The organism is Bacillus sp. MYb78, from assembly GCF_002975115.1.
In the GTDB taxonomy this organism is placed as follows: Bacteria; Bacillota; Bacilli; order Bacillales; family Bacillaceae_G; genus Bacillus_A; species Bacillus_A cereus.
Genome location: NZ_PCOB01000020.1, coordinates 1 through 25093 on the forward strand (window position 1 = coordinate 1; position 25093 = coordinate 25093).

Sequence of the window (25093 nt, forward strand, 5' to 3'; positions counted from 1 at the left end):
GTAGAATACAACCTTGCCAAGGTTGGGGTCGCGGGTTCGAATCCCGTCTTCCGCTCCAATAAAATTTAATATGGCGGCATAGCCAAGTGGTAAGGCAGAGGTCTGCAAAACCTTTATCACCGGTTCAAATCCGGTTGCCGCCTTTTCTTTTGTGCCGATGTGGCGGAATTGGCAGACGCGCACGACTCAAAATCGTGTTCCTTCGGGAGTGTCGGTTCGACCCCGACCATCGGTATCATGAACGTCGTAAAAAAACTCTATACAATTAGTATAGAGTTTTTTTGTTTTCTTTTCATTACATGACAAAATAAGCACAAAAAGTGTACGGTGAGTAAACTGCGAAACATTAAAAGGATAAAAACAAACATTCAATTTTATCCTTTTAATTGCGGTATTTAGAGAGAATTTCTCCACCCGGTGACATGAGGTTAAATCCGACACCACCAGTAGATATTAGTACATTATCAACGGTTAAGTTTGTAATTTCTAAAAACTTCTTTTTAAACTTTTCTCTGTTGTACTTATACATTGTTGAGTGGCACGCCCACATTTGCGTTGAAGTACTTAACCAGTCCCCTAATTCCTTCAATTCAGGAAACGCCTCAAATTGGATTGGTTCATCTAATTTCATGAATCTTACTTGATAGATAGTTGGGTTTAACTTTTCTCCTATTCCTTTAAAAGCATGTGATTTTTTTTCATTTGAATGTGTCATAATTCTCCCTTCATCTTTTCTTTAAATTTTTTCCTATTTTTATTATACAACAGTAGAAAGTAATTATAGGGATATTATGGAAATAAGTATCAACAATATAAAAAGACTCTAATAGAAATCTTAGAGTCTTTTTTGTTAAATTATATTATGTGATGCTAAAATTCGTAATAAACTTAGGAATTCATGTATAATATAACTTGTCGAAAGAACAAAATGATAGTGATTTATATTATGTCTGTAATATGAATCAAAAATGAACTTTTTATATTTCTTTTAAAAATGTGTTGAACACACATTATATTTCATATTAATATTTTTATGTAGATTTAAAACGAGAAAGAGAGTGGAAAGTATGGGCCGTAAATGGAACAATATTAAAGACAAAAAAGCATCAAAAGATGCAAATACAAGCCGTATATACGCGAAATTTGGACGTGAAATTTATGTGGCGGCAAAACAAGGCGAGCCAGATCCAGAATCAAACCAAGCGCTTAGAGTCGTATTAGAACGTGCGAAAACATACAATGTACCAAGAACAATTATTGATCGTGCAGTTGAAAAAGCAAAAGGCGGTTCAGAGGAAAATTATGACGAGCTTCGTTATGAAGGATTTGGACCAAATGGAGCTATGGTTATTGTAGATGCACTTACAAATAACGTAAACCGTACTGCAGCAGATGTACGAGCTGCATTTAGCAAAAACAGTGGTAACATGGGTGTAAACGGTTCTGTAGCTTACATGTTTGATGCGACAGCTGTTATCGGCCTTGAAGGTAAAACATCAGATGAAGTTCTTGAAATTTTAATGGAAGCAGATGTAGATGCACGTGACATTCTAGAAGAAGAAGATGCTGTTATCGTGTATGCTGAACCAGATCAATTCCATTCAGTACAATCTGCACTTAAAGGTGCTGGTGTTGAAGAATTTACAGTTGCAGAATTAACAATGCTTGCACAAAGTGATGTTACACTTCCTGAAGATGCTCAAGTACAATTTGAAAAAATGGTTGATGCATTAGAAGATTTAGAAGATGTACAACAAGTTTACCACAACGTAGACTTAGGAGAGTAATACGATGAAAGCCCCTTTTCGTTTAACGAATAGGGGCTTTTTTTATGAAGTTAATTAAGGTGATGAATTATTAAAGGTATTTTGGTGTAGATAGGGAATATGCTTATAGGGATATATGAAATAACCATTATTTCTAGGAGGCTTAGTATGGAACATAAGACACCAAAGCATATAGTTGCCGTAGCAGGTTATTTAACAAATGAGAAAAATGAAGTGTTATTAACAAAGGTACACTGGCGAGCTGATACGTGGGAAATGCCAGGAGGACAGGTAGAAGAAGGAGAAGCACTCGATCAAGCTGTCTGTAGGGAAATAAAAGAGGAAACAGGGTTAACGGTGAAGCCTATCGGAATTACTGGGGTTTATTATAATGCCTCTGTGCACATTCTAGCTGTTGTTTTTAAAGTAGCATATGTGAGTGGCGAAATAAAAATTCAACCTGAAGAAATACAAGAGGCTAAATTTGTTGATTTAAATGAAGAGAACATAGATGAGTATATAACGCGTCCTCATATGAAATCCAGAACGCTTGATGCAATGAGAGTAACACATTGTATTCCGTATGAAACGTGGGAAGTACAGCCATATAATTTAATAGGAAGATTGTAAAGAAAAGAGTAGCTGATTTGAGATACATTCAAATCACTACTCTTTTTTGTATACTGTTTAAGAAAAAGGTCAAAATAATAATAGTGTTAGTATTGATTTATAGAACGTTTGTTCTGTATAATGTATATGTTATATACATTAAGATTACTAGATAGTCAAAAGTATATATATTTGTAGATGATATAATTAAAGTGTAAAGTGAAAATATAATAGCTTTAAGGCTTACTCTGTTATTGGTTATTCATGATTGAATATAATCTATATTCAATATTTCAGATGAATAGTAGATAAAAAAGGTCTGTGATACAATACTTTTTTACCCCGCTATTTGCCGGGAACGTGATTGGTGAGGGCTGATTAAAGTTTCACTTTATACCTTACAATGATGTAAGGTACGTGTAAGAGAAATCGATGGGATATTTTTTTACAACAATGTATTCTTAAAGTAAGAGTTATATGCTGTGTGGAAAAGAGGTGTTCAAGATGAAAGAACGAGTATTATCTAGGGTGAACTATCATCAAAAAGTTGCATTAAATCCAATGACTAAACTTTTTTATAAAGCCATTATATTATTATTATTGTTAAGTTGTACGTTATTATTCATTGGAAATGTAATGATTGAGAAAAGTGACATTAGTAAATTACATGTACCGGCTAATTTAGAGGTGCCAGAATCATTAACACATGCATTTATTGCGACAGAAGATAAAAGATTTTATCATCATAACGGTTTAGATTATATAGCAATTATTAGGGCCTCTGTTGAGAATATAAAGGCTGGTGGTGTCGTGCAAGGAGGAAGCACGATTACACAGCAGCTATCTAAAAATGCTTTTTTAACTAATGAGCGTACATTTTCTCGTAAGTGGAAAGAGATTTTTTATACGAAAAAAATTGAACGCACATTTACGAAGGATGAAATTTTAAAATTATATGTAAGTAACATTTATTATGGTGAAGGAGCATGGGGAATTGAAAAAGCAGCAAACCTTTACTTCGGTAAAAAGGTGAACCAATTAACGTTGGCTGAAAGTGCAATGATGGCTGCTGTAGTAAAAGCACCTGCTTATTACTCACCTGCCCAAAATTATGATAAAGCAGTAGAGAGACGAAATGTCGTTTTGAGACTAATGGAGAAAGAAGGCTATATAAGCCATGATGAGTATGTTCAAGCAGTTAGTGAGAAATTAGTAATTCGTCATGATATAAAAATAGAGCAGTCGATGTTAAATAGTGCGCGTAAAAAAGCAGTAAGTTAAGAGAAGTTCCTAAAGAGGAGCTTCTTTTTTTGAATAAATTGTGACAAATTGTGACACAATATCGTCACAATTATTGTGTTTTTGTAATTTATGTGAGCGTGTTCATTGCGTGACGTATATAAGTGTTGATATTATGTGTATTGTGTACAATGCTGTATACAGAATATGAAATTAAAGAGGAATGTATATGAAATCAAATAAACTCATGGCTCTTGGTATAGTTTTTTCTATCGCAGTATTGATTGTAATTGGAACAATTGCGTATAGCATCATAAATGACAAAAAAGATAAAGGGAATGAGATGTTTGCTTATTCTACGCAACAATCTTTAGGGAAAGATGATGCTCCAGTTAAGGTAGTTGAATTTGGAGACTTTAAATGTCCTGCTTGTCGTACTTGGGATGTAACAGTATTACCTCGATTAAAAGAAGAGTATATTGATAAAGGCAAAGTGCAGTTATATTTTATTAACTTCCCATTTATCGGAAAAGACTCGGATTTAGGTGCAGCAGCTGGTGAAGCAATTTATAAACAAGATAAAGATTCATTCTGGATTTTCTATGATGAGATTTATCAAAATCAAAAGAAAGATACGGAAGAATGGATTACAGAAGATTTGCTTCTTAGCATTGTGAAAGAGAAACTTCCAAAAGTTGATGTAGAGCAATTTAAGAAAGATTTACACAGTAAAGAAATTACAGAAAAAGTACGTAAAGATTCAGATCGTGCTCAAAAATTAAAAGTTCAGGGTGCTCCTTCAGTATATGTAAACGGAAATCTTGCAAACCCTGATTTCGATAGTATGAAGAAGGCCATTGATAAAGAATTGAAAAAGTGATGAGGTCTCTCATCACTTTTTCGACTTTTTTCGATAAAATTCTTGCCTCTATTTTTTTAACATGCTATACTACTTTACATAAGTTATTCTAATATCTTATATGTAATTCATATTTGCGGGTGTAGTTTAGTGGTAAAACAAGAGCCTTCCAAGCTCTGGTCGAGAGTTCGATTCTCTTCACCCGCTCCAAATTTTATTAAATGTTTTTCTATAAATTGTGATCAACGCAGTGTTTCGTTTCCGAGATAAACGAGGCATTGCGTTTTTTAATGTTTGAAAAATATAATTACATGCGAAAATAGAAGTAAATAATAGTATTCCAAAAGTGAATTACTAACCAATAAAGTCGTTACATAAGGGATGATGGATTCATCTGAGGAGGCGATTAAGAGTGGATTTTGAAAAATTAAAGCAAGATGTAATTACGTATAGTAAAACAATTGGCATAGATAAAATAGGCTTTGCGAGTGCTTCTCCTTTTGAGGAATTAAAGCAGCGCTTAATCCAGCAACAACAATTAAATTATCAATCTGGATTTGAAGAGCCTGATATAGAGAAGAGAACGAATCCGCAACTTTTATTACCGGGTGCTAAATCAATTATTGCGATTGCTTTAGCATATCCTTCAAAATTAAAAAATGCACCATTAAGTAAGCGTGGAGAACGCCGTGGAATTTTTTGCCGTGCTTCTTGGGGACAAGATTATCATCTTGTTTTACGAGATCGTTTGCAAAAATTAGAAGCATATTTAATTGAAAAACTTCCAGATATAGAAGTGAAGTCCATGGTTGATACAGGTGAATTAAGTGATCGAGCTGTATCAGAGCGTGCAGGCATTGGCTGGAGTGGGAAAAACTGTGCTATTATTACACCTGAATTCGGTTCGTACGTATACTTAGGGGAAATGATTACAAATGTTCCATTCCCGCCAGATAAGCCGATAGAAGATCAATGCGGGGGCTGTACGAAATGTATCGATATTTGTCCTACAGGTGCTTTAATACAGGGGGGACAGTTAGATTCGAAGAAGTGTATTGCGTTTTTAACACAGACGAAAGGATTCCTACCTGAAGAATATCGCGATAAAATAGGAAATCGTATATATGGATGTGATACGTGTCAGACTGTTTGCCCGAAAAATAAAGGAATGGATTTTCATAATCATCCTGAGATGGAGCCGGATCCTGAGCTAGTTAAACCATTATTAACGCCACTTTTAACAATTAGTAATCGTGATTTTAAAGAGAAATATGGGATTATGTCAGGGTCATGGAGAGGGAAAAAGCCACTGCAAAGAAATGCGATTTTAGCATTAGCACATTTTAAAGAAGCATCGGCAATTCCTGATTTAATTGGTGTTATGAAAGATGACCCAAGACCGGTATTGCGCGGAACGGCAGCATGGGCACTTGGGAAAATTGGGGGAGATGGAGTAGGCGAAGCGATTGAGAAAGCGATTGAACGTGAGAAAGATGAAGAAGTACTTCATGAAATGAAGCGCGGGCTTGAATTGTTAGCACAGAAAAAAGAGTAGATAATATTTCCCTTTTTCATATTGTAATATGGGAGGGAAACGAAATGGCTGTAAAAATGAATATTGAAAAGCAAGTACAACAGTTTTTAGCATATATCACAGAGAAACGAACAGACGTGGATGGTATTGCTGAGGATTTACTACAAATGGCACAGAGAAAGAAACAATTGTTTCAAAGGCGTAGTGCACATATAGTGAAAGCAACTGCGGATGTTTCTTTCATTAGACAATTAAATAGTAATGACCATCAAGAAATTGATTATCAAATACATTTTAAATATTTAATTAAGCATAAAGAATTATTTTATATTGAAGAGGAACAATTAAAACGAAGAGTTTGTTTAAATAATAGTCGGATTATAGGCGATTATGATATTGAAGTGTCAGAAGAAATTAGAATGGGTGAGACATTAGAAAGGGAAATTACGAAAGAGAAGTACGGTTCTTATCAGTATAATCGTTTAGAGGCAGTGAAATATGCAGAGCGTTGGTGGGATGACCGAAATCCTATGTATCGTAATTTCCCTGATAATTGTACGAATTTCATTTCTCAATGTCTTCATACTGGAGAAGTACCTATGAACGGATATCCTAATATTCGTAAAGGATGGTGGCAAAGGGAGAATCAGTGGAGTTGGAGCTGGGCTGTTGCACATTCTTTTTATTGGTATTTGTCAGGTGCTACAACAGGACTTCGAGCAGAGGCGGTAGAGAGGCCAGAAGAACTTATTCTTGGAGATGTAATTGCTTATGATTTCGAGGATGACGGAAGATGGAATCATACGACGATTGTAGTAGCAAAAGATGCAGATGGTATGCCGCTTGTAAATGCACATTCAGCGAATAGCCGTCGACGTTATTGGAACTATGAAGACTCTAGTAAATATACACCACAAATGAAATATAAATTCTTTCATATTATTAATGGGTAGAGATTTTTCGCTCAAGTGGTATAATACGTAGTAGACAAAAAACAGAGGTGAATATCGCGTGGGAGTACATGTTGTTTTATATCAGCCAGAAATTCCAGCAAATACAGGAAATATTGCTCGTACTTGTGCAGCAACTGGAACAGAATTACATTTGATTAGACCGCTTGGATTTTCAACGGATGATAAAATGTTAAAGCGTGCCGGATTAGATTATTGGCAGCACGTGAAAATTACGTATTATGATTCAATTGAAGAATTTTATGAAAAAAATAAAGATGGTGAATTCTTCTATTTAACGAAGTATGGCGAGAAAGCTCATACAGCGTTTGACTATAGCAAGCGCGAGAAGGATTACTATTTTGTATTTGGAAGAGAAACAAACGGCTTACCAGCTAATGTAATCGAAGAAAACTTTGATCATTGTTTACGTATTCCAATGACAGATAAAGTACGTTCATTAAATTTATCTAATACAGCAGCAATTTTAATTTATGAAGCATTCCGTCAACAAAATTACCCTGGATTAGATTTAGAAATCGTTTATTAAAAGTCGCCATATGGCGACTTTTTTTTATAAAATAAAAATAATATGTGATCATACGTTTAAAAGAGAGGACATAATCATATAGAATGGGATATATGATTAAAAATAGATAAGACGGGTTGAGATAAATATGAAGGAAGAATATAGTAATCAAAATACCTTTTTAAGTATGATAGATATGGATTTAATTAGACAAGGGTTATTACATGCTATTCAAGATTTAGTATTTATATTAAAAGTTATTGATGATGAAACGTTTAAATATATGTATGTGAATAAAATAGGAATGGATTATGCTAGGTTAAGCGAAGAGTGCTATGGAAAAACTTTTGCAGAAGTATTACCAAAAGATATAGCGGGGATATTGCAAAGGCAATATGAAAAAGTAGTGAGAGAAGCGAAAGCACACACTTTTTGTGATGTAGTCAAATTACCAAAAGGTGAGATACATTATGAATCTTCACTTAATCCTGTCTGCGATGAAGAAGGAATATGTCAATTTGTTATTTGTATTACAAGAGATATTACAGCTCAAATTGAGGAGAAGACAGAGATAGAGGAAAAACAAATGTTATTTAAGTCATTACTGGAATATAATAATGACTCAATTATATCTATAGATTCTATAGGGAGAGTTACATATGCAAACCCGGCAACGTATGAAATATTTGGATACCGGTATGAGGAATTAAATAATAAATTTATTTTTGAATTCATTAATAAAGAATATGAAAAAGATTTTCAAATTATATTTAAGGGATCGATGCAAGGAAAAGCAAAACAAATTGTTTCAAAGAAATATATTCATAAAGAAGGGTACGAGCTATATATTTCTTTGAGAACTATCCCGATTATTGTGAACGGTGAAATTGTTGGAGTTTATATTGTTACGAGAGATGTTACAAGGCAAGTATTAAACGAAATGCGAACAGAATATTTAGCTTACTATGACCAGTTAACGGGATTAATGAATAGAATTTCATGTGCAAATAAGTTAAATACTTTTTTAAATGAGAGTATAAATTTTGCGCTTGTATTTATAGATTTAGATGAGTTTCATCGTATTAATGATACATTTGGTCATAAAGAGGGAGATAAAGTATTACAAAAAGTTACAGAATGTTTAAGCAATCTAAAAATAGAAGGTATGCACTTATTTAGAGAACACGATGATCAATTTGTTATGTTGATAGAAAATATAACGAAAGAATGTGTAGAGGAAGTTGCAAAAAGCATACTGAAAAATATTAGTGAATATTTTGTAATCGAAGAAGAAGATGTATATTTAAGTGCGTCAATTGGAATTGTAATGGCTCCAGCAGATGGAGAAGATGAAAAAATACTATTTCAGAGGGTCGATGCTGCTTTAGAAAAAGCAAAAGAAAAAGGAAAAGGACATTATCATTTTTATTGTAGTGGATTAGACTGTGAGCGTGAACAAAGGTTTATAATAGAAAACCAGTTACATCGTGCTATAGAAAAAAACGAGTTTTTCTTATATTATCAGCCACAAATTAATATTGAAACGAAAAAAATAGCTAGTATGGAAGCTTTAATAAGGTGGGAGAATAAGGAATTAGGATTTGTTTCTCCAAACCAATTTATTCCGTTGGCAGAAAGAACAGGATTTATTATTAAGCTCGATGAATGGGTAGTAAATCAAGTGTGTCAGCAACTGCGCGAATGGTTAAATAAAGGATATGAAGTGGTCCCAATTGCAGTTAATATTTCAGCTAGACACTTTCGCTCTATTACATTAATAGAGATGATTACACGGGCTTTAAATAAGTACAATGTACCAGCTTATTTATTAGCGATAGAGGTTACAGAAGGAGCTCTTATACATAAAGATATATCGAAGAGAGTGTTACTACAATTAAAAGAACAAAATTTAAAGATTCATTTAGATGATTTTGGAACAGGCTATTCATCTTTAAGTTACTTAAAAACATATCCAATTGATACTTTAAAAATTGATCGTTCTTTTATGGAAGGTATACATATAGATGAACGTGATACGAATATTACAGCTGCAATTATTCATTTAGCTCATACTTTAGAATTGAATGTAATTGCAGAGGGAGTAGAAAAAAAGGAGCAAATACAGTTTTTGAAAGAAAAGAATGTGAAGCTTGTACAAGGTTATTATTATAGCCGACCACTATCCAAATATGATATGGAAAATATGTATTATAAATAATGCATAAAAAAATGATGTGCTAAAAGCACATCATTTTTTATGTGTACCTGGTTTGTCATTGTAACCGGATGTAAAAATAGCTGTAAGAAATGTGAGTGATACACCTAAAATTAATAATAATTTCATACTAATATCCTCCTTACTTTTTTCGGTTCACGAGTTTTATTTATTACCCAAAATGTATGTAAGGTTCTTAGAAGAAAAGAATTTATTTATAATGAATAGCAGTGTAAAAACGTTAATACCTATATTATACAGAATTTTCTTTGAATTTTGGAGAGAATTTTAGCGTGCTATTATATATTTCGTTTTGATTTAAAGAATGTTTAAGGACATCCTAGCATACCTTTTATAATAATCCGATTGAACAAGGAGATGGGGGAGGAGCTATAATGGATATTCTAAAAAAGATTGAACAGCATCGAGCAGCAGAAGAACGTTTACAATGGGAAGGTACGTTTGCGGAGTATTTGGAGCTTGTGAAAGAAAGACCATGGGTGGCTCAAACAGCACACTCTCGCATTTACAATATGATAAAAGATGCCGGAATTGAAGAAGTTGATGGTAGAAGAAAGTATAACTTCTTTAGTAATCAGCTCTTTGGATTAGAGGATGCTCTAGAACGTCTTGTAGAGGAATATTTTCATCCATCTGCAAAACGATTAGATGTTAGAAAAAGAATTTTATTATTAATGGGTCCTGTTAGTGGAGGGAAATCAACGTTAGTTACGATGTTGAAAAGAGGATTAGAAACATATTCAAGAACAGATCGCGGAGCAATTTTTGCAATTAAAGGATGCCCAATGCATGAGGATCCACTGCATTTAATTCCACATCATTTACGAGATGATTTCTTTGATGAGTATGGAGTTAGAATTGAAGGGAATTTATCACCACTAAATGTCATGCGTTTAGAGCAAGAATACGGATCAAGAATTGAGGATGTAGTTGTAGAGCGTATTTTCTTCTCTGAAGATCGCCGTACAGGGATTGGTACATTTAGCCCGTCTGATCCAAAATCACAGGATATTGCAGATTTAACAGGTAGTCTGGACTTTTCTACGATTGCAGAATATGGTTCAGAATCAGATCCGCGTGCGTATCGATTTGATGGAGAATTAAATAAGGCAAACCGAGGAATGATGGAGTTCCAAGAGATGTTAAAATGCGATGAGAAGTTTTTATGGCACTTATTATCGCTTACGCAAGAAGGGAATTTCAAAGCAGGAAGATTTGCGCTTATTTCAGCAGATGAATTAATTGTAGCGCATACGAATGAAACAGAGTATCGCTCATTTATAGCAAATAAGAAAAATGAAGCATTACACTCAAGAATTATTGTAATGCCAGTTCCTTATAATTTACGAGTAAGTGAAGAAGAACATATTTATGAAAAAATGATTCGTGAAAGTGATGTGTCGAATGTTCACATTGCACCACATACACTTCGCGTTGCAGCAATGTTCACTATTTTAACTCGTTTAAAAGATCCGAAGCGTCCGGATATTGATTTAATTAAAAAGATGCGTTTGTATGATGGAGAAACGGTAGAAGGTTATAATGCGATTGATGTAGAAGAATTACAACGCGAATATCAAGATGAAGGTATGAAGGGTATTGATCCTCGTTATGTCATAAACCGAATTTCGTCTACAATCATTCGAAAAGAGGTACCATCTATTAACGCGTTAGATGTACTTAGATCTTTAAAAGATGGGCTGGATCAGCATCCATCGATTAGTAATGAAGACCGTGAACGTTATATGAATTTCATCTCATTAGCGAGAAAAGAATACGATGAAATCGCGAAGAAAGAAGTACAAAAAGCGTTTGTTTATTCATATGAAGAATCAGCTAAGACGCTTATGGATAATTACTTAGATAACGTCGAGGCGTACTGCAATAAATCGAAATTACGTGATCCGTTAACAGGGGAAGAAATGAGTCCAGATGAAAAATTAATGCGCTCAATTGAAGAGCAAATTGGAATTTCAGAAAATGCTAAGAAAGCATTCCGTGAAGAGATTTTAATTCGCATTTCTGCTTATGCCCGTAAAGGAAAACGCTTTGATTATAATTCACATGAACGTCTTCGTGAAGCGATTCAGAAAAAACTATTTGCTGATTTAAAAGATATAGTGAAAATTACAACATCAACGAAAACACCGGACGAAAATCAGCTTAAGAAAATCAATGATGTTGTTGCGCGTTTAATTGATGAGCATGGATATAATTCTTCTTCAGCAAATGAATTACTACGCTATGTAGGTAGCTTGTTAAACCGATAGTTTGATAACAAAACGCTGTCTCTTGTATTTTGCGGGACAGCGTTTTATTATCCGGTCATATGTGTGTAAAGTGTCATACCTTGTCCAAATGTAATAAATTAAGATGCAATTTCATGAATTTATTGTCAATTATTTTTACAATATGCATATGATAGAGTAACCAACCATTCATACGAAAAAAGCCAACACAATACAATATGTTGCAAAGTAAAAATGTGTGCAACAATGCATTGTGTTTCTTTCTTATCAGTGGCTGAATATTTCTTTCTATTATGTGAGTGGCAAAATTTTGTTTAGGATGCTCGGGGTATTGTATGAAAAACGTTATAAATGTTTATGGGATGATTTTCTATGGGCAGTTACCTTTCAAATATTCTAGCTTGCACATTACAGAACAAAATTTGTAGCTTGCTGTTCATACAGGAAGACAATTACAGTAAGGAGGGAAAGGAATGGGCGAAGAAAATCAACCAAATTATACGATTTCACAGGAAAACTGGTCCCTCCATCGCAAAGGATATGACGACCAACAGCGCCATCAAGAAAAAGTACAAGAGGCAATTAAGAATAATTTACCCGACCTTGTAACAGAAGAAAGTATAGTTATGTCTAATGGCAAGGATGTTGTAAAAATACCAATTCGTTCTCTAGATGAATATAAGATTAGATACAATTATGATAAAAATAAACATGTTGGGCAAGGAAACGGTGACAGCAAAGTTGGTGATGTCGTTGCGAGAGATGGATCAGGTGGTCAAAAACAAAAAGGGCCAGGAAAAGGGCAAGGAGCAGGAGAGGCAGCTGGGGAAGATTACTATGAAGCTGAAGTCTCTATTTTAGAATTAGAGCAAGCGTTTTTCAGAGAGTTAGAGCTGCCTAATTTAAAGAGAAAAGAAATAGATGAAAACCGGATTGAACATGTTGAATTTAATGACATTAGAAAAACAGGATTATGGGGAAATATCGATAAGAAACGAACAATGATATCCGCATATAAACGAAATGCGATGCGTGGTAAAGCATCTTTCCATCCAATTCATCAAGAAGATTTAAAGTTCCGCACTTGGAATGAAGTATTAAAGCCAGATTCAAAGGCTGTTGTCTTAGCGATGATGGATACGAGTGGATCGATGGGAATGTGGGAGAAGTATATGGCACGTAGCTTCTTTTTCTGGATGACAAGATTTTTACGCACAAAGTATGAAACAGTTGATATTGAATTTATTGCTCATCATACAGAAGCGAAAGTCGTTACAGAAGAAGAGTTCTTTTCAAAAGGAGAAAGTGGTGGAACAATCTGCTCCTCCGTATACAAAAAAGCACTCGAGCTAATCGATAATAAATATTCACCAGATCGCTATAATATTTATCCATTCCATTTTTCAGATGGTGATAATTTAACATCAGATAATGCTAGATGTGTAAAGCTTGTGGAAGAATTAATGAAGAAGTGTAATATGTTTGGGTATGGGGAAGTGAACCAGTATAATCGCCACAGTACACTCATGTCAGCCTATAAAAATATTAAAGATGAAAACTTTAGATACTATATTTTAAAGCAAAAAGCAGACGTATTTCATGCGATGAAAAGCTTTTTTAGAGAAGAATCAGGTGAGAAAATGGCATAACCTCTTGTAAAGAGGTTCTTTTTTTGTAAACTTTTTATTTTTCTAGTTGACAATGATAATGAAAATCATTATCATTTATTCGAGAAATGATTACATTTCGAATTATATATTTCAGAGGAGATGTAAAGTTGAAACAAAATAAAAGAAAACGTATAAATGCAATGATTATAGCGGCGGCGTTATCACTTCCGTTTGCTGTGTATTCGACACCTGCTTTAGCAGCGGTAGCGATTGAGGCGAATAAAACTGGACAAGGTTTAAAAGATGGTACATTTGATGCTGTTATTAAAGCCTATAAAGATAAAACGAATGAAGAGTCTATGGCAGCTGTTTATATAAAGGATCCGAAATTAACAATTGAGAATGGAAAGAAAATTGTAACAGCAACGTTAAGTGATAGTGATTTCTTTCAATACTTGAAAACAGAGGATATTCATACTCCAGGTGTGTTTCATGATGTGAAAGTAATATCAGAAGATAAAAAGAAAAATGGAACGAAAGTGATTCAGTTTGAAGTAGGGGAATTAGGAAAAAGGTATAATATGCGAATGCATATTTATATTCCAACAATGGCCTATGACAATAAGTACCAAGTACAGTTTGAAGTAAATACATTGAATTTAGAGAACAATGTTCCTGAAAAACAAAAGGAAAATAAAGAGGAGAAACAAGATGAAAACGGAAATGTAATATTAGATAAGCAATTACAAAAATATATTAATAAATACAACTTAGATAGAGATAATGTTGATGCGCCAATCACAAAGAAAGATTTATTAAAAATTAAAACGTTATCCATTTATTCTGGTAAAGGAATAAATGAAATAACTGGTTTAGAGTATATGACAAATTTAGAGAAGTTGACGTTACGAGAGTCTAATGTAAAAGACATATCAGCCATCTCGAAATTGAGAGGTTTGAAGTACGTTGATTTAACGTCTAATTCAATTGAAAGTATTCACCCAATTGAGCAGCTAGAGAATATTAATATGCTTTTTTTAAGAGATAATAAAATTTCTGATCTTACACCATTAAGTAAAATGAAAAAAATTAAAACATTAGATTTAATCGGTAATAACATTAAAGATATCCAGCCATTATTTACATTATCAACTATGAAACAATTATACTTAGCAAATAATCAAATCAGTGATCTTACGGGAATTGATCGATTAAATAATGTGGAACTATTATGGATAGGGAACAATAAAATTAATAATGTTGAATCTATTAGTAAAATGAGTAATCTTATTGAACTAGAAATTTCTGATAGTGAAATAAAAGATATATCATCACTATCTCAATTAGGAAATTTACAAGTGCTGAATTTAGAAGAGAATTATATCTCTGATGTATCGCCGCTGAGCACCTTAACAAATTTACATGAGATAAATCTTGGAGCAAATGAAATTTCTGACGTAAGGCCTGTTGAGGAATTAGGTAAGCGAATTTCAATTGACATTCAAAGACAAAAAATCTTTTTAAATGAAGCAAGTGTAGATGAAGAAATAAAAATCCCAGTATACAACCTTAAAGGAGAGCCACTTCAAAATATTAATCTACAAAGTGAGGGGGCTACTCTGAATAACGGATTTATAAAATGGAATAGTCCTGGAGAAAAAATATATGAATTTAAACTAGATACTAATTCTACTGAAAGTAAAATAAGATTTAATGGCACGGTTATACAGAATATAGTTGAAAAACAAAAAGAAAGTCAAAATGTAATTCTCGATAAAACTTTACAACAACATATTAATAAAGAGAATTTAGGTAGAGAGAATGTAAACGCTCCTATCACAAAAGAAGATTTATTACAGATTAAAAAATTAGAGATACTTAAAGAAAAAGGAAATGAGATAAAAGATATAACAGGTTTAGAATACATGACGAACTTAGAAAAACTCACTTTAGAAGGAGTAGGCCTGAAAAATATTGAGTTTATCTCAAACTTGAAACAATTGAATAATGTGAATGTATCTCATAATCAAATTGAAGATATAACACCACTATCTTCATTGGAAAATTTACAGTGGTTAAATCTTGCGGACAATCATATTAAAGATTTAACGGTTATTGGTTCCATGCTAAACTTATTTAGCTTAAATTTAGCTGGAAATGAGATTCGTTATGTAAGGCCGTTAATACAATTAGGTCAGTGGTTTACAATTGATGTTGGAAGACAAAATATCATTTTAAATGATGCAAAAATAAACGAAGAAATTCAAGTTCCTGTATATGATTTAGAAGGAGAAAGTATTGAAAATATTCAATTGGTAAGTGAGGGAGGGACGTTTAATAACGGAGTAATAAAATGGAGTACCCCAGGTGAAAAGGTGTATAAATTTGATTTAGATTCTGATGAAATTAGCATAAGGTTTAACGGAACGGTAATCCAAAATATAGTTGAAAAAGAAGAAGTGACAGAACCAACAAAAGAAGTTGAAGAAGCGAAAGAAGAAGTAAAAGAGCCAACAAAAGAAGTTGAAGAAACGAAAGAAGAAGTAAAAGAACCGGTAAAAGAAGTTGAAGAAACAAAAGAAGAAGTAAAAGAACCGGTAAAAGAAGTTGAAGAAACAAAAGAAGAAGTGAAAGAACCGGTAAAAGAAGTTGAAGGTACAAAAGAAGAAGTGAAAGAACCGATAAAAGAAGTTGAAGGTACAAAAGAAGAAGTGAAAGAACCGATAAAAGAAGTTGAAGGTACAAAAGAAGAAGTGAAAGAACCGATAAAAGAAGTTGAAGGTACAAAAGAAGAAGTGAAAGAACCGATAAAAGAAGTTGAAGGTACAAAAGAAGAAGTGAAAGAACCGGTAAAAGAAGTTGAAGGTACAAAAGAAGAAGTGAAAGAACCGGTAAAAGAAGTAAAAGAGGAAGTAAAAGAGCCAACGAAAGAAGTTGAAGAAGCGAAAGAGGAAGTGGACGAGCCAACAACAGGAGTTGAAGGATCGAAAGCGGAGGTAAAAGAAACAGGAAAAGAAATTGAAGGTTCAAAAGACGCGGTAAATCAATCAGCAGTAGTCCAAGAACAAAACGTGAATAATCAAGTTGTGAAAGAAAATAAACCAGCTGTTAATAAGCAAGAAGAAAGTAAGAAATCATTAGGAGCAACAGGTGGACAAGAGAATACATCAACATTACTTTCAGGCATAGCGTTAGTTCTTTCAGCACTGAGTATGTTTGTATTTAGAAAGAGATTATTTAAGAAATAAAAAACGTTCTATCTTATTATAACGTAAGATGATTATATGAGTTTTTGAGAAGACATTATCATGGCGATTTCATTTTGAAATATGCTTATGGTGATGTCTTTTTTAGAAGGAGATAAATGGAAAAGGTGTGAATATATTAGTGAAGGAGGAGAGGTTATGTATGTCAGTTCTATTTTGGAAATTGAAGAGGTGGCAGCATTTATTGCGAATATGAATAAAGATGCTACTCATCATGTTGGCTATTGTGGAGATGAGAAAGAGGAGTTGTTACAGACAATTATTCATGATTTTTCAGATATAGGCTGGGAACAATCTTTTGTTGCTACTTATGAGAATAATAATTTAATAGGTTTATTAGGATTTGATGTGGATGAAGTAAAGAAATGTGCAGAGATATGGGGACCGTTTATTATCGCAGAGAATTGGGAAGAAGTTGCTTTACATATGTGGAAGGAACTTATAGAAAAGGTGCCTTTTCATATTGAGAGATTTTATGGTTTTTATCATGTGGAAAATAATAATTGTGCCCGTTTAATGAGGAATTTACATGCAAAAGAACAAGGTCGACATAGTATTCTCGTTTTAAATAATATTGTGAAGCACCGTATTATATGTAATGTAGAAGAGGCTTTACCACAAGTGTTTGAGCAGTTTATCGCTTTACACAATCATGTGTTTTCTAATACGTATTATGACGGAAACGAAATTATTGAACGTTTAAGTAATACGAATAAATTATTTGTAAGTATGAAGAATGATAAGTTAGAAGGTTATGTATATGTGGAAGTAAATCCAGAGTTTCAAGAAGCGAATATCGAATTTATTGCAACCGCTGAAAATAGTAGAAGAAAAGGTGTCGGAGAGCGGTTATTACAAAAGGCAATTCAGTATATTATTTCCTTCCAAGGAATGAAGGAGATAGAATTATGTTTGAATACGAATAATGATCGTGCGATGAAATTGTACAAGAAAGTAGGATTTGAGGAGAAGGCATGTTTACAACACTATATAATAGAGTGAAAACCCATTCGTATGAAAATTATATTTCATACGAATGGGTTTTATTAATCTACTTTTCCCTCAGTTGTTACGGATTCAGAAGTAATTTGAGGTGCTAATCGTTACATAACCTTTTTTATTTTTTGAGATACTTCTTTTGTTTGCAAATTAACATCTTCTTTTCGCAGCTCCTTAAAGAGCGAAATGACCATAAGAACGACTACGATAGAAAATGGTAGTGCTGCGATGATAGCTGCGATTTGTAGTGCATTTAATCCTCCAGCTTGTAATAAAATAGCGGCAATTATCGCGATTGTTAATCCCCATATAAGTTTTAAACTATTTTTCGGTGATAAGCTTCCGTTACTCGTTTGCATGGAAACAACAAATGTTGCTGAATCAGCAGAAGTAACGAAAAATGTGGCTACTAAAATTAACCCGATAATCGTTAAAAATGTAGAGAATGGTAGATGTGAAATAACAGCAAATAATCCAATCTCTGTACCATTTTTTGCAATTTCATCAGCTATTCCAAGCGATTGGAACATTTCCATATGAATTGCGGTACCACCAAATACTGCAAACCAAAATGTACAGATAAGAGTTGGGACTAATACAACTCCAAAAATAAATTCTTTTATTGTACGCCCTTTAGAAATACGTGCGATAAATGTGCCGACGAATGGAGACCAAGAAATCCACCATCCCCAATAGAAAATAGTCCAATTTTCAATCCAAGAAGAAGATTTTTCATTAAATGCTCCTAAATTTAATCCCATACTAGGCAAAGCTCCAATATAAGAACCGAGTGTAGATGTGAAATATTTCATAATAAATACGGTTGGCCCTAAAAGTAAGAAAGAGATGAGTAAAATACCTGCAAGAGAGAAATTCAAGTTACTCAAATATTTAATCCCACGATCTAAGCCAGTTTGTGCACTTGTTAAATATAAAACAGCGAAGATAGCTATAAGTACGAGCTGGGTAAGTAAACTGTTATGAATGGAAGGGAATAAATAGCTTAATCCTCCAGCAATTTGTTGAGCACCAATCCCAACAGATGGTACAATGCCAAACACTGTGGCTAAAACAGCTAAAATATCAACTGTTTTTCCGATACGGGAATTTTTCGATCGATTAAATAATGGAGTAACTGTAGCCCCGATAGTGCTACCTTTTTGTTTGCGGAATGTGAAATATGCAATTGTTAAAGCGACCATTGCGTATAGTGACCACGGAAAGAGTCCCCAGTGGAAAAATGAATATTGCATAGCGAGTTTGGCGCTTTCTTCTGTACCTGCTTTTCCTGTTAATGGATCTGTAAAATGTGAAATCGGTTCAGCGATTCCATAAAAGAGGAGTCCAATTCCCATTCCTGCCCCAAACAACATGGATAGCCAAGATGGATAATTATATTTTGGCTTTTCTCCATCTTTACCAAGACGAATAGAACCGTACTTAGAAAATGCTAAATAAGCAGCCAAAATAATCATTGTAGTCATAAGTAGAGAGTAAAACCACCCAAATTTATTGAGGATAAATGAGTTTAAAGAAGATGTAACACTTTGTAAATCGTAGCCTTGTATCCAACTTGCTGGGGTAATTCCCCATATAATGAATAATGTTGTTAGCAAGAAGGAGATATAAAATACACTGTTTTCTTTTTTTATCATAGAATCCCACCCTTATTTAATAAAGTTAACAATTATAATAATCATAACAATTAAGTTTTTAATTGTCAAAAAATTCTCTTTTTGTAACATGAAAGGATGTAATTTGTTTTAGGGAGGTAAAGAGCAATGCGTTCACGATATGTACAAATTATAGGAAGAAATAATATGAAATATTGCATTTTATATTGTTACATCCAGATTTTATGTTAAATTCTTGAATGGAATATTAAAATAGGGGGCAAGGATATGAACAAGAAATCAAAGATCAATAAAGTGATGCTTAGCATTAGTACAATGGCTTTATCGTTAGGGGCACTTCAAACTCATGCAGCAGCGGAAGAAAAAGTACCGTATAACGTGTTGAAAACGAAACCGGTTGGAATTGAAAAGTCGGTAGATGAAGTTGGACATATTTCAAAAGTTGATGAAACGTTATCATTTCAAGAACGTTTAAAAGTAGGAGATTTTTCACAGCGACCAGCATCTATTACGAAGAAAACTGCAGTAAAGCAAGTTAAAGAAAGCTATTCAATGGCTGATTTAAACAAAATGAATGATCAAGAATTAGTTGAAACGTTAGGCAGTATTAAGTGGCACCAAATTACAGACTTATTCCAGTTTAATGAAGATGCAAAGGCTTTTTATAAAGATAAAGGAAAAATGCAAGTCATTATAGATGAATTAGCTCATAGAGGTAGTACATTTACGAAAGATGATTCAAAAGGAATTCAAACGTTTACTGAAGTGTTGCGTTCAGCTTTTTATCTTGCATTTTATAATAGTGAATTAAGCGACTTAAATGAAAGAAGCTTCCAGGATAGCTGTTTACCTGCTTTAAAAGCAATCGCAAAAAATCCAAACTTTAAGCTTGGTACAGTTGAACAAGATACAGTCGTATCTGCATACGGTAAATTAATTAGTAATGCTTCAAGCGATGTTGAAACGGTTCAATACGCATCGAATATTTTAAAGCAATACAATGATAATTATACTACTTATGTAAATGATCGAATGAAGGGACAAGCAATATACGATATTATGCAAGGTATTGACTATGATATACAGTCGTACTTAACTGAGGCTCGTAAAGAAGCGAATGAAACGATGTGGTATGGAAAAGTAGATGGGTTTATTAATGAAATAAATCGTATTGCTCTTCTAAATGAAGTAACGTCAGAAAATAAATGGCTCGTTAATAATGGAATTTATTTTGCTAGCCGTTTAGGGAAGTTTCATAGCAATCTAAATAAAGGATTAGAGGTTGTTACAAAAGCCATGCATATGTACCCGCTCTTAAGTGAACCTTATTTTGTTGCGGTAGAACAAATTACAACAAATTATAATGGTAAAGATTATAGCGGGAATACAGTAGATTTAGAGAAAATACGTAAAGAAGGAAAAGAGCAATACTTACCAAAAACGTATACATTCGACGATGGATCAATTGTGTTCAAAACAGGAGATAAAGTATCAGAAGAAAAAATTAAGAGACTATATTGGGCTGCGAAGGAAGTAAAGGCACAGTATCACCGTGTAATTGGAAATGACAAAGCGTTAGAGCCAGGAAATGCGGATGATGTATTAACGATCGTAATTTATAATAGTCCAGATGAATATCAGTTAAATAGACAATTGTATGGATATGAAACAAACAACGGTGGAATTTATATTGAAGAGACAGGTACATTCTTTACATATGAGCGTACACCAGAGCAAAGTATTTATAGTTTAGAAGAGTTATTCCGTCATGAATTTACTCATTACCTGCAAGGTAGATATGAAGTACCAGGTCTATTTGGAAGAGGAGATATGTATCAAAATGAAAGGTTAACTTGGTTCCAAGAAGGAAATGCAGAGTTTTTCGCAGGATCTACTCGTACGAATAACGTTGTACCAAGAAAGAGCATAATTAGCGGATTATCATCTGATCCTGCAAGCCGTTATACAGCAGAGCGTACACTATTTGCTAAATACGGTTCTTGGGATTTCTATAATTACTCGTTCGCATTGCAGTCTTACTTATATACGCATCAGTTTGAAACATTTGATAAAATTCAAGATTTGATTCGTGCGAATGATGTGAAAAATTATGATGCATATCGTGAAAATCTAAGTAAAGATCCTAAGTTAAATAAAGAGTATCAAGAGTATATGCAGCAGTTAATTGATAATCAAGATACATACACTGTACCAGAAGTAGCTGGTGATTATTTAGCTGAACATGCAACGAAGTCATTAACAGCGGTGAAGAAAGAAATTAGTGATACGTTGCCTATGAAAGATACAAAAATGACAAAACATAATTCTCAATTCTTTAATACATTTACATTAGAAGGTACGTATACAGGAAGTGTCACAAAAGGTGAATCAGAAGATTGGAAAGAAATGAGTAAAAGAGTAAATGAATCTTTAGAACAATTGGCGCAAAAAGAATGGAGTGGCTACAAAACTGTTACAGCTTACTTCGTTAATTATCGTGTGAATAGTTCAAATGAATTTGAATATGATGTAGTCTTCCATGGAATTGCGAAAGATGATGGAGAAAATAAAGCTCCAACAGTTAATATAAATGGCCCTTATAATGGGCTTGTAAAAGAGGGAATTCAATTTAAAAGTGATGATTCAAACGATGAAGATGGAAAAATTGTTTCTTATTTATGGGAATTTGGAGATGGAAGCACAAGTGCAGAAGTGAATCCAGTACATGTATATGAAAAAGAAGGTTCTTATAAAGTATCGTTAAGAGTAAAAGACGATAAAGGAAAAGAGAGCAGAAGCGAAACAACTGTTACGATTAAAGATGGAAGTTTAACAGAATCAGAACCAAATAATCGTCCAGAGGAAGCAAATCGTATCGAGCTAAATAGTAAGATAAAAGGTAGTCTTATTGGCGGGGACCACACTGATGTTTATACATTTAATGTAGCATCAGCGAAAGATATCGATATTTCTGTTTTAAATGAGTATGGAATTGGGATGACATGGGTACTTCACCATGAATCAGATATGCAAAATTATGCGGCTTACGGTCAAGCTAATGGGAATCATATAGAAGCAAAATTTAATGCAAAACCAGGTAAGTATTACTTGTATGTATATAAATATGATAATGGCGATGGAACATACGAATTGTCAGTAAAATAAGTGCTTTTCCAATGTATGTTTAACTTTACTTTTTGTGGAAAATAGTATATTATATAGATATATAATATATCGGTTATTTTCTAGGAGGAGCCTGTCACAATAGGTTTCTCCTGTTCTTTTTTAGAGGCCTGTCTTACAGGCTTTTATTTAAAAGGTAAATGACTGAAAATTAAGAACAATAATCTTTGAAAGAGGTGGGGCATACACATAACAAAAAAGGGGATTGTTTAAGAGAGGGGGATAAGAAATGGCTTTGTTTGGTTATCCACTTGAAACAATTTATTTATACGGATTTATTATTGCTACTATACTCACTGTTATTTATATCTTTTTTGGAGATATATTTGAATCGATATTTAGTTTTGGGGGCGGATCTGTATCCGTTGTTACTTTATTACTTAGTTTTTTCGCCATGTTATGTGGGCTTAGTTATATAGGAGAGTACTTATTCTCCTTTAATAGTATTACTATTTTCGGGGCTGCATTTGCTATATCTTTTATCGGTGTTTTCATCATGAAAATACTAATTTTAAAACCGATTGCAGAAGCAGAACAAAATACGATGCAACGTATGGATGAATTTATCGGTTGCAAAGGAGAAGTCATTACGACAATTCCTACAGAAGGATTTGGTGAAGTATTAATTTCATCCCAATTTGGAAGTAATGCAATCCCAGCTAAAACTGTTGGAAAAAAAGATATTTCGCAAGGAACAGAGGTTATTATCGAGGGAGTCCAAGATGGTGTTTTACTTGTACAAAACATCGCTTATTCTTTAAAGAAACCAAAATTATAAGGGGGAATTTACATGACGATTCCATTAATTATCGGTGGAGTTTTACTCGCAATTTTAATTCTACTCATTTTAGTATTTATTACGAAGTATCGTACGGTTGGTCCGGATGAAGCGTTAATTGTTACAGGGAACTGGCTTGGTGGAGGAAAGAATGTAGTTACCACTGATGATGGAAAGAAGATTAAGATTATTCGCGGGGGCGGTACTTTCGTAGTTCCAATTATGCAGAGAGCAGAGCCTTTAAGCTTATTAAACTATAAATTAGAAGTTGGTACACGTGATACGTATACGAAACAAGGTGTACCGATCACAGTAAACGGTGTTTCTATTATTAAAGTGGGATCAACAATTGAAGAAGTTTCCACAGCAGCTGAACAATATTTAGGAAAAGAAACAGAAGAGTTAAAAATAGAAGCAAAAGAAGTTTTAGAAGGGCATCTCCGTGCTATCTTATCTTCTATGACAGTAGAAGATGCGTATAGTAATAGAGAGCAATTTGCTCAAAAGGTACATGAAGTAGCTTCTACAGATTTAAAGAAGATGGGACTTCGCATTGTTTCTTTCACAATTAAAGAAATAATGGATAAAAACGGATACTTAGATGCGCTTGGTCAGCCCCAAATTGCGACAGTTAAGCGTGATGCAACAATTGCGAATGCAGAGCGTGAAAAAGAAGCACGTATTGAAAAAGCCCGTGCTGAAAAAGAGGCAAAAGAAGCAGAATATCAACGTGATGCACAAATCGCTGAAGCTGAAAAACATAAAGAATTAAAAGTACAGTCTTATAAGAGAGAACAAGAACAAGCGCGTGCAGATGCGGATCTTTCTTACGAATTACAACAAGCGAAAGCACAACAAGGTGTTACAGAAGAGCAAATGCGCGTTAAAATCATTGAGCGTGAAAAGCAAATTGAGTTAGAAGAAAAAGAAATTGCGCGTCGTGAAAAGCAATATGATGCAGAAGTTAAGAAAAAAGCCGATGCAGATCGCTATGCTGTTGAGCAATCAGCGGAAGCAGAAAAAGTAAAACAAATTAAAAAAGCCGATGCGGATCAATATAAGATTGAAGCAGAAGCGAGAGCACGTGCAGAAGAAGTACGTGTAGAAGGTTTAGCGAAGGCGGAAATTGAAAAAGCACAAGGTCAAGCGAAAGCGGAAGTACAAAAAGCGCAAGGTACAGCAGAGGCAGATGTTATTAGATTAAAAGGTTTAGCAGAAGCAGAAGCGAAACAAAAAATCGCAGAAGCATTTGAATTATATGGTCAAGCGGCAATTATGGATATGGTTCTTAAAATGCTTCCAAGTTATGCGAAGGAACTTGCAAGTCCGCTTAGTAATATTGATAAAATCACAGTTGTCGATACAGGCGGCGGTGGTAAAAATAGCGGGGCCGGAAAAGTTGCGGGTTATGCGACTGATTTAATGGCAACGATGCAAGAAACGTTAAAAGCTTCTTCTGGCATTGACTTAAAAGAGCTATTAGAAGGATTTGCAGGAAAAGGAGCGGTACAACAATTATCAAGCGATAAACCTGTTGTATCTGTAGTAGAAGATGAGAAAAAAGAAGTAGATAAAGAATAGTAAGGTGGAAAGAACCTCTAGTAAGTGAAATACTAGAGGTTCTCCTATGAATTATAATATTTCGAATAATA

General features: G+C 33.8%; 16 protein-coding genes, 3 tRNA genes and 1 pseudogene. 18 read left to right on the plus strand and 2 right to left on the minus strand.

The features are described from left to right. Positions 1-72 precede the first annotated feature (72 nt). Together CQ064_RS26045 and CQ064_RS26050 are read left to right on the plus strand one after the other, a co-directional pair. Positions 73-143 (plus strand) — tRNA-Cys (locus CQ064_RS26045). Between the two features lie 10 nt (positions 144-153). Next, positions 154-235, plus strand: a tRNA-Leu gene (locus CQ064_RS26050). A gap of 160 nt (positions 236-395) precedes the next feature. On the opposite strand, the pseudogene CQ064_RS26055 reads toward CQ064_RS26050, so the two are convergent. Continuing rightward, positions 396-715 (minus strand): annotated as a pseudogene (locus CQ064_RS26055) (DUF3884 family protein). A 352-nt stretch (positions 716-1067) separates the two neighbouring features. On the opposite strand from CQ064_RS26055, the gene CQ064_RS26060 reads away from it, so the two are divergent. From CQ064_RS26060 to CQ064_RS26135, 13 genes are all read left to right on the plus strand, one after another. Further along, on the plus strand, positions 1068-1787 hold the full coding sequence (locus CQ064_RS26060) for a YebC/PmpR family DNA-binding transcriptional regulator (protein WP_000532943.1): 720 nt from the start codon (positions 1068-1070) through the stop codon (positions 1785-1787). 147 nt (positions 1788-1934) lie between these two features. Next, on the plus strand, positions 1935-2396 hold the full coding sequence (locus CQ064_RS26065) for an NUDIX hydrolase (RefSeq protein ID WP_000400464.1): 462 nt from the start codon (positions 1935-1937) through the stop codon (positions 2394-2396). A 483-nt stretch (positions 2397-2879) separates the two neighbouring features. Next, positions 2880-3656: a transglycosylase domain-containing protein gene (locus tag CQ064_RS26070; RefSeq protein ID WP_000664716.1), complete on the plus strand. Its 777-nt coding sequence runs from the start codon at positions 2880-2882 to the stop codon at positions 3654-3656. 187 nt (positions 3657-3843) lie between these two features. Beyond that, complete coding sequence (locus CQ064_RS26075) at positions 3844-4494, plus strand: DsbA family protein (RefSeq protein ID WP_000841308.1); 651 nt, start codon at positions 3844-3846, stop codon at positions 4492-4494. A gap of 115 nt (positions 4495-4609) precedes the next feature. Continuing rightward, positions 4610-4683 (plus strand) — tRNA-Gly (locus CQ064_RS26080). 202 nt (positions 4684-4885) lie between these two features. Further along, the gene (gene queG / locus CQ064_RS26085; RefSeq protein ID WP_000345152.1) at positions 4886-6028 is read left to right on the plus strand and encodes a tRNA epoxyqueuosine(34) reductase QueG; all 1143 of its coding nucleotides are present in this window, start codon (positions 4886-4888) and stop codon (positions 6026-6028) included. Positions 6029-6072: 44 nt separating this feature from the next. Continuing rightward, entirely contained in the window at positions 6073-6960 is an 888-nt protein-coding gene (locus CQ064_RS26090; protein ID WP_000279323.1) for an amidase domain-containing protein, read from the plus strand. A 58-nt stretch (positions 6961-7018) separates the two neighbouring features. Continuing rightward, positions 7019-7507 (plus strand): tRNA (uridine(34)/cytosine(34)/5-carboxymethylaminomethyluridine(34)-2'-O)-methyltransferase TrmL, encoded by a 489-nt coding sequence (gene trmL, locus CQ064_RS26095; protein WP_000538147.1) that lies wholly within the window; start codon positions 7019-7021, stop codon positions 7505-7507. A 127-nt stretch (positions 7508-7634) separates the two neighbouring features. Then, positions 7635-9704 carry a sensor domain-containing protein gene (locus CQ064_RS26100; protein WP_000657160.1) on the plus strand — a complete coding sequence of 690 codons (2070 nt, stop codon included), beginning with the start codon at positions 7635-7637 and terminating at the stop codon, positions 9702-9704. 392 nt (positions 9705-10096) lie between these two features. Further along, positions 10097-11992 (plus strand): PrkA family serine protein kinase, encoded by a 1896-nt coding sequence (locus tag CQ064_RS26110; protein ID WP_000353273.1) that lies wholly within the window; start codon positions 10097-10099, stop codon positions 11990-11992. Positions 11993-12444: 452 nt separating this feature from the next. Beyond that, entirely contained in the window at positions 12445-13620 is a 1176-nt protein-coding gene (gene yhbH, locus CQ064_RS26125) for a sporulation protein YhbH (protein ID WP_000503522.1), read from the plus strand. Between the two features lie 128 nt (positions 13621-13748). Continuing rightward, entirely contained in the window at positions 13749-16829 is a 3081-nt protein-coding gene (locus CQ064_RS26130) for a leucine-rich repeat domain-containing protein (protein ID WP_105559711.1), read from the plus strand. Between the two features lie 156 nt (positions 16830-16985). After that, positions 16986-17849, plus strand: a complete 864-nt coding sequence (locus CQ064_RS26135; protein ID WP_000289526.1) for a GNAT family N-acetyltransferase — start codon at positions 16986-16988, stop codon at positions 17847-17849. A 101-nt stretch (positions 17850-17950) separates the two neighbouring features. On the opposite strand, the gene opuD is transcribed toward CQ064_RS26135, so the two are convergent. Then, entirely contained in the window at positions 17951-19501 is a 1551-nt protein-coding gene (gene opuD, locus CQ064_RS26140) for a glycine betaine transporter OpuD (RefSeq protein WP_000591569.1), read from the minus strand. 246 nt (positions 19502-19747) lie between these two features. Here opuD and colA point away from each other — a divergent pair, with 246 nt between their 5' ends. The 3 genes from colA (at position 19748) to CQ064_RS26155 (ending at position 25022) form a co-directional block, all read left to right on the plus strand. Beyond that, complete coding sequence (gene colA / locus CQ064_RS26145) at positions 19748-22645, plus strand: collagenase ColA (protein ID WP_001036420.1); 2898 nt, start codon at positions 19748-19750, stop codon at positions 22643-22645. 247 nt (positions 22646-22892) lie between these two features. Next, positions 22893-23441 (plus strand): NfeD family protein, encoded by a 549-nt coding sequence (locus tag CQ064_RS26150; RefSeq protein WP_001173146.1) that lies wholly within the window; start codon positions 22893-22895, stop codon positions 23439-23441. A gap of 12 nt (positions 23442-23453) precedes the next feature. Then, entirely contained in the window at positions 23454-25022 is a 1569-nt protein-coding gene (locus tag CQ064_RS26155) for a flotillin lipid rafts scaffold protein FloT (RefSeq protein ID WP_000154998.1), read from the plus strand. Positions 25023-25093 lie beyond the last annotated feature (71 nt).

Coding starts and splice junctions, on each gene's coding strand:
- CQ064_RS26065 (WP_000400464.1), top strand. CDS start 1,935: ATGGAACATAAGACACCAAAGCATATAGTTGCCGTAGCAGGTTATTTA.
- CQ064_RS26110 (WP_000353273.1), top strand. CDS start 10,097: ATGGATATTCTAAAAAAGATTGAACAGCATCGAGCAGCAGAAGAACGT.
- CQ064_RS26075 (WP_000841308.1), top strand. CDS start 3,844: ATGAAATCAAATAAACTCATGGCTCTTGGTATAGTTTTTTCTATCGCA.
- CQ064_RS26155 (WP_000154998.1), top strand. CDS start 23,454: ATGACGATTCCATTAATTATCGGTGGAGTTTTACTCGCAATTTTAATT.
- colA (WP_001036420.1), top strand. CDS start 19,748: ATGAACAAGAAATCAAAGATCAATAAAGTGATGCTTAGCATTAGTACA.
- CQ064_RS26070 (WP_000664716.1), top strand. CDS start 2,880: ATGAAAGAACGAGTATTATCTAGGGTGAACTATCATCAAAAAGTTGCA.
- CQ064_RS26150 (WP_001173146.1), top strand. CDS start 22,893: ATGGCTTTGTTTGGTTATCCACTTGAAACAATTTATTTATACGGATTT.
- CQ064_RS26135 (WP_000289526.1), top strand. CDS start 16,986: ATGTATGTCAGTTCTATTTTGGAAATTGAAGAGGTGGCAGCATTTATT.
- opuD (WP_000591569.1), bottom strand. CDS start 19,501: ATGATAAAAAAAGAAAACAGTGTATTTTATATCTCCTTCTTGCTAACA.
- CQ064_RS26100 (WP_000657160.1), top strand. CDS start 7,635: ATGAAGGAAGAATATAGTAATCAAAATACCTTTTTAAGTATGATAGAT.
- yhbH (WP_000503522.1), top strand. CDS start 12,445: ATGGGCGAAGAAAATCAACCAAATTATACGATTTCACAGGAAAACTGG.
- CQ064_RS26090 (WP_000279323.1), top strand. CDS start 6,073: ATGGCTGTAAAAATGAATATTGAAAAGCAAGTACAACAGTTTTTAGCA.
- CQ064_RS26060 (WP_000532943.1), top strand. CDS start 1,068: ATGGGCCGTAAATGGAACAATATTAAAGACAAAAAAGCATCAAAAGAT.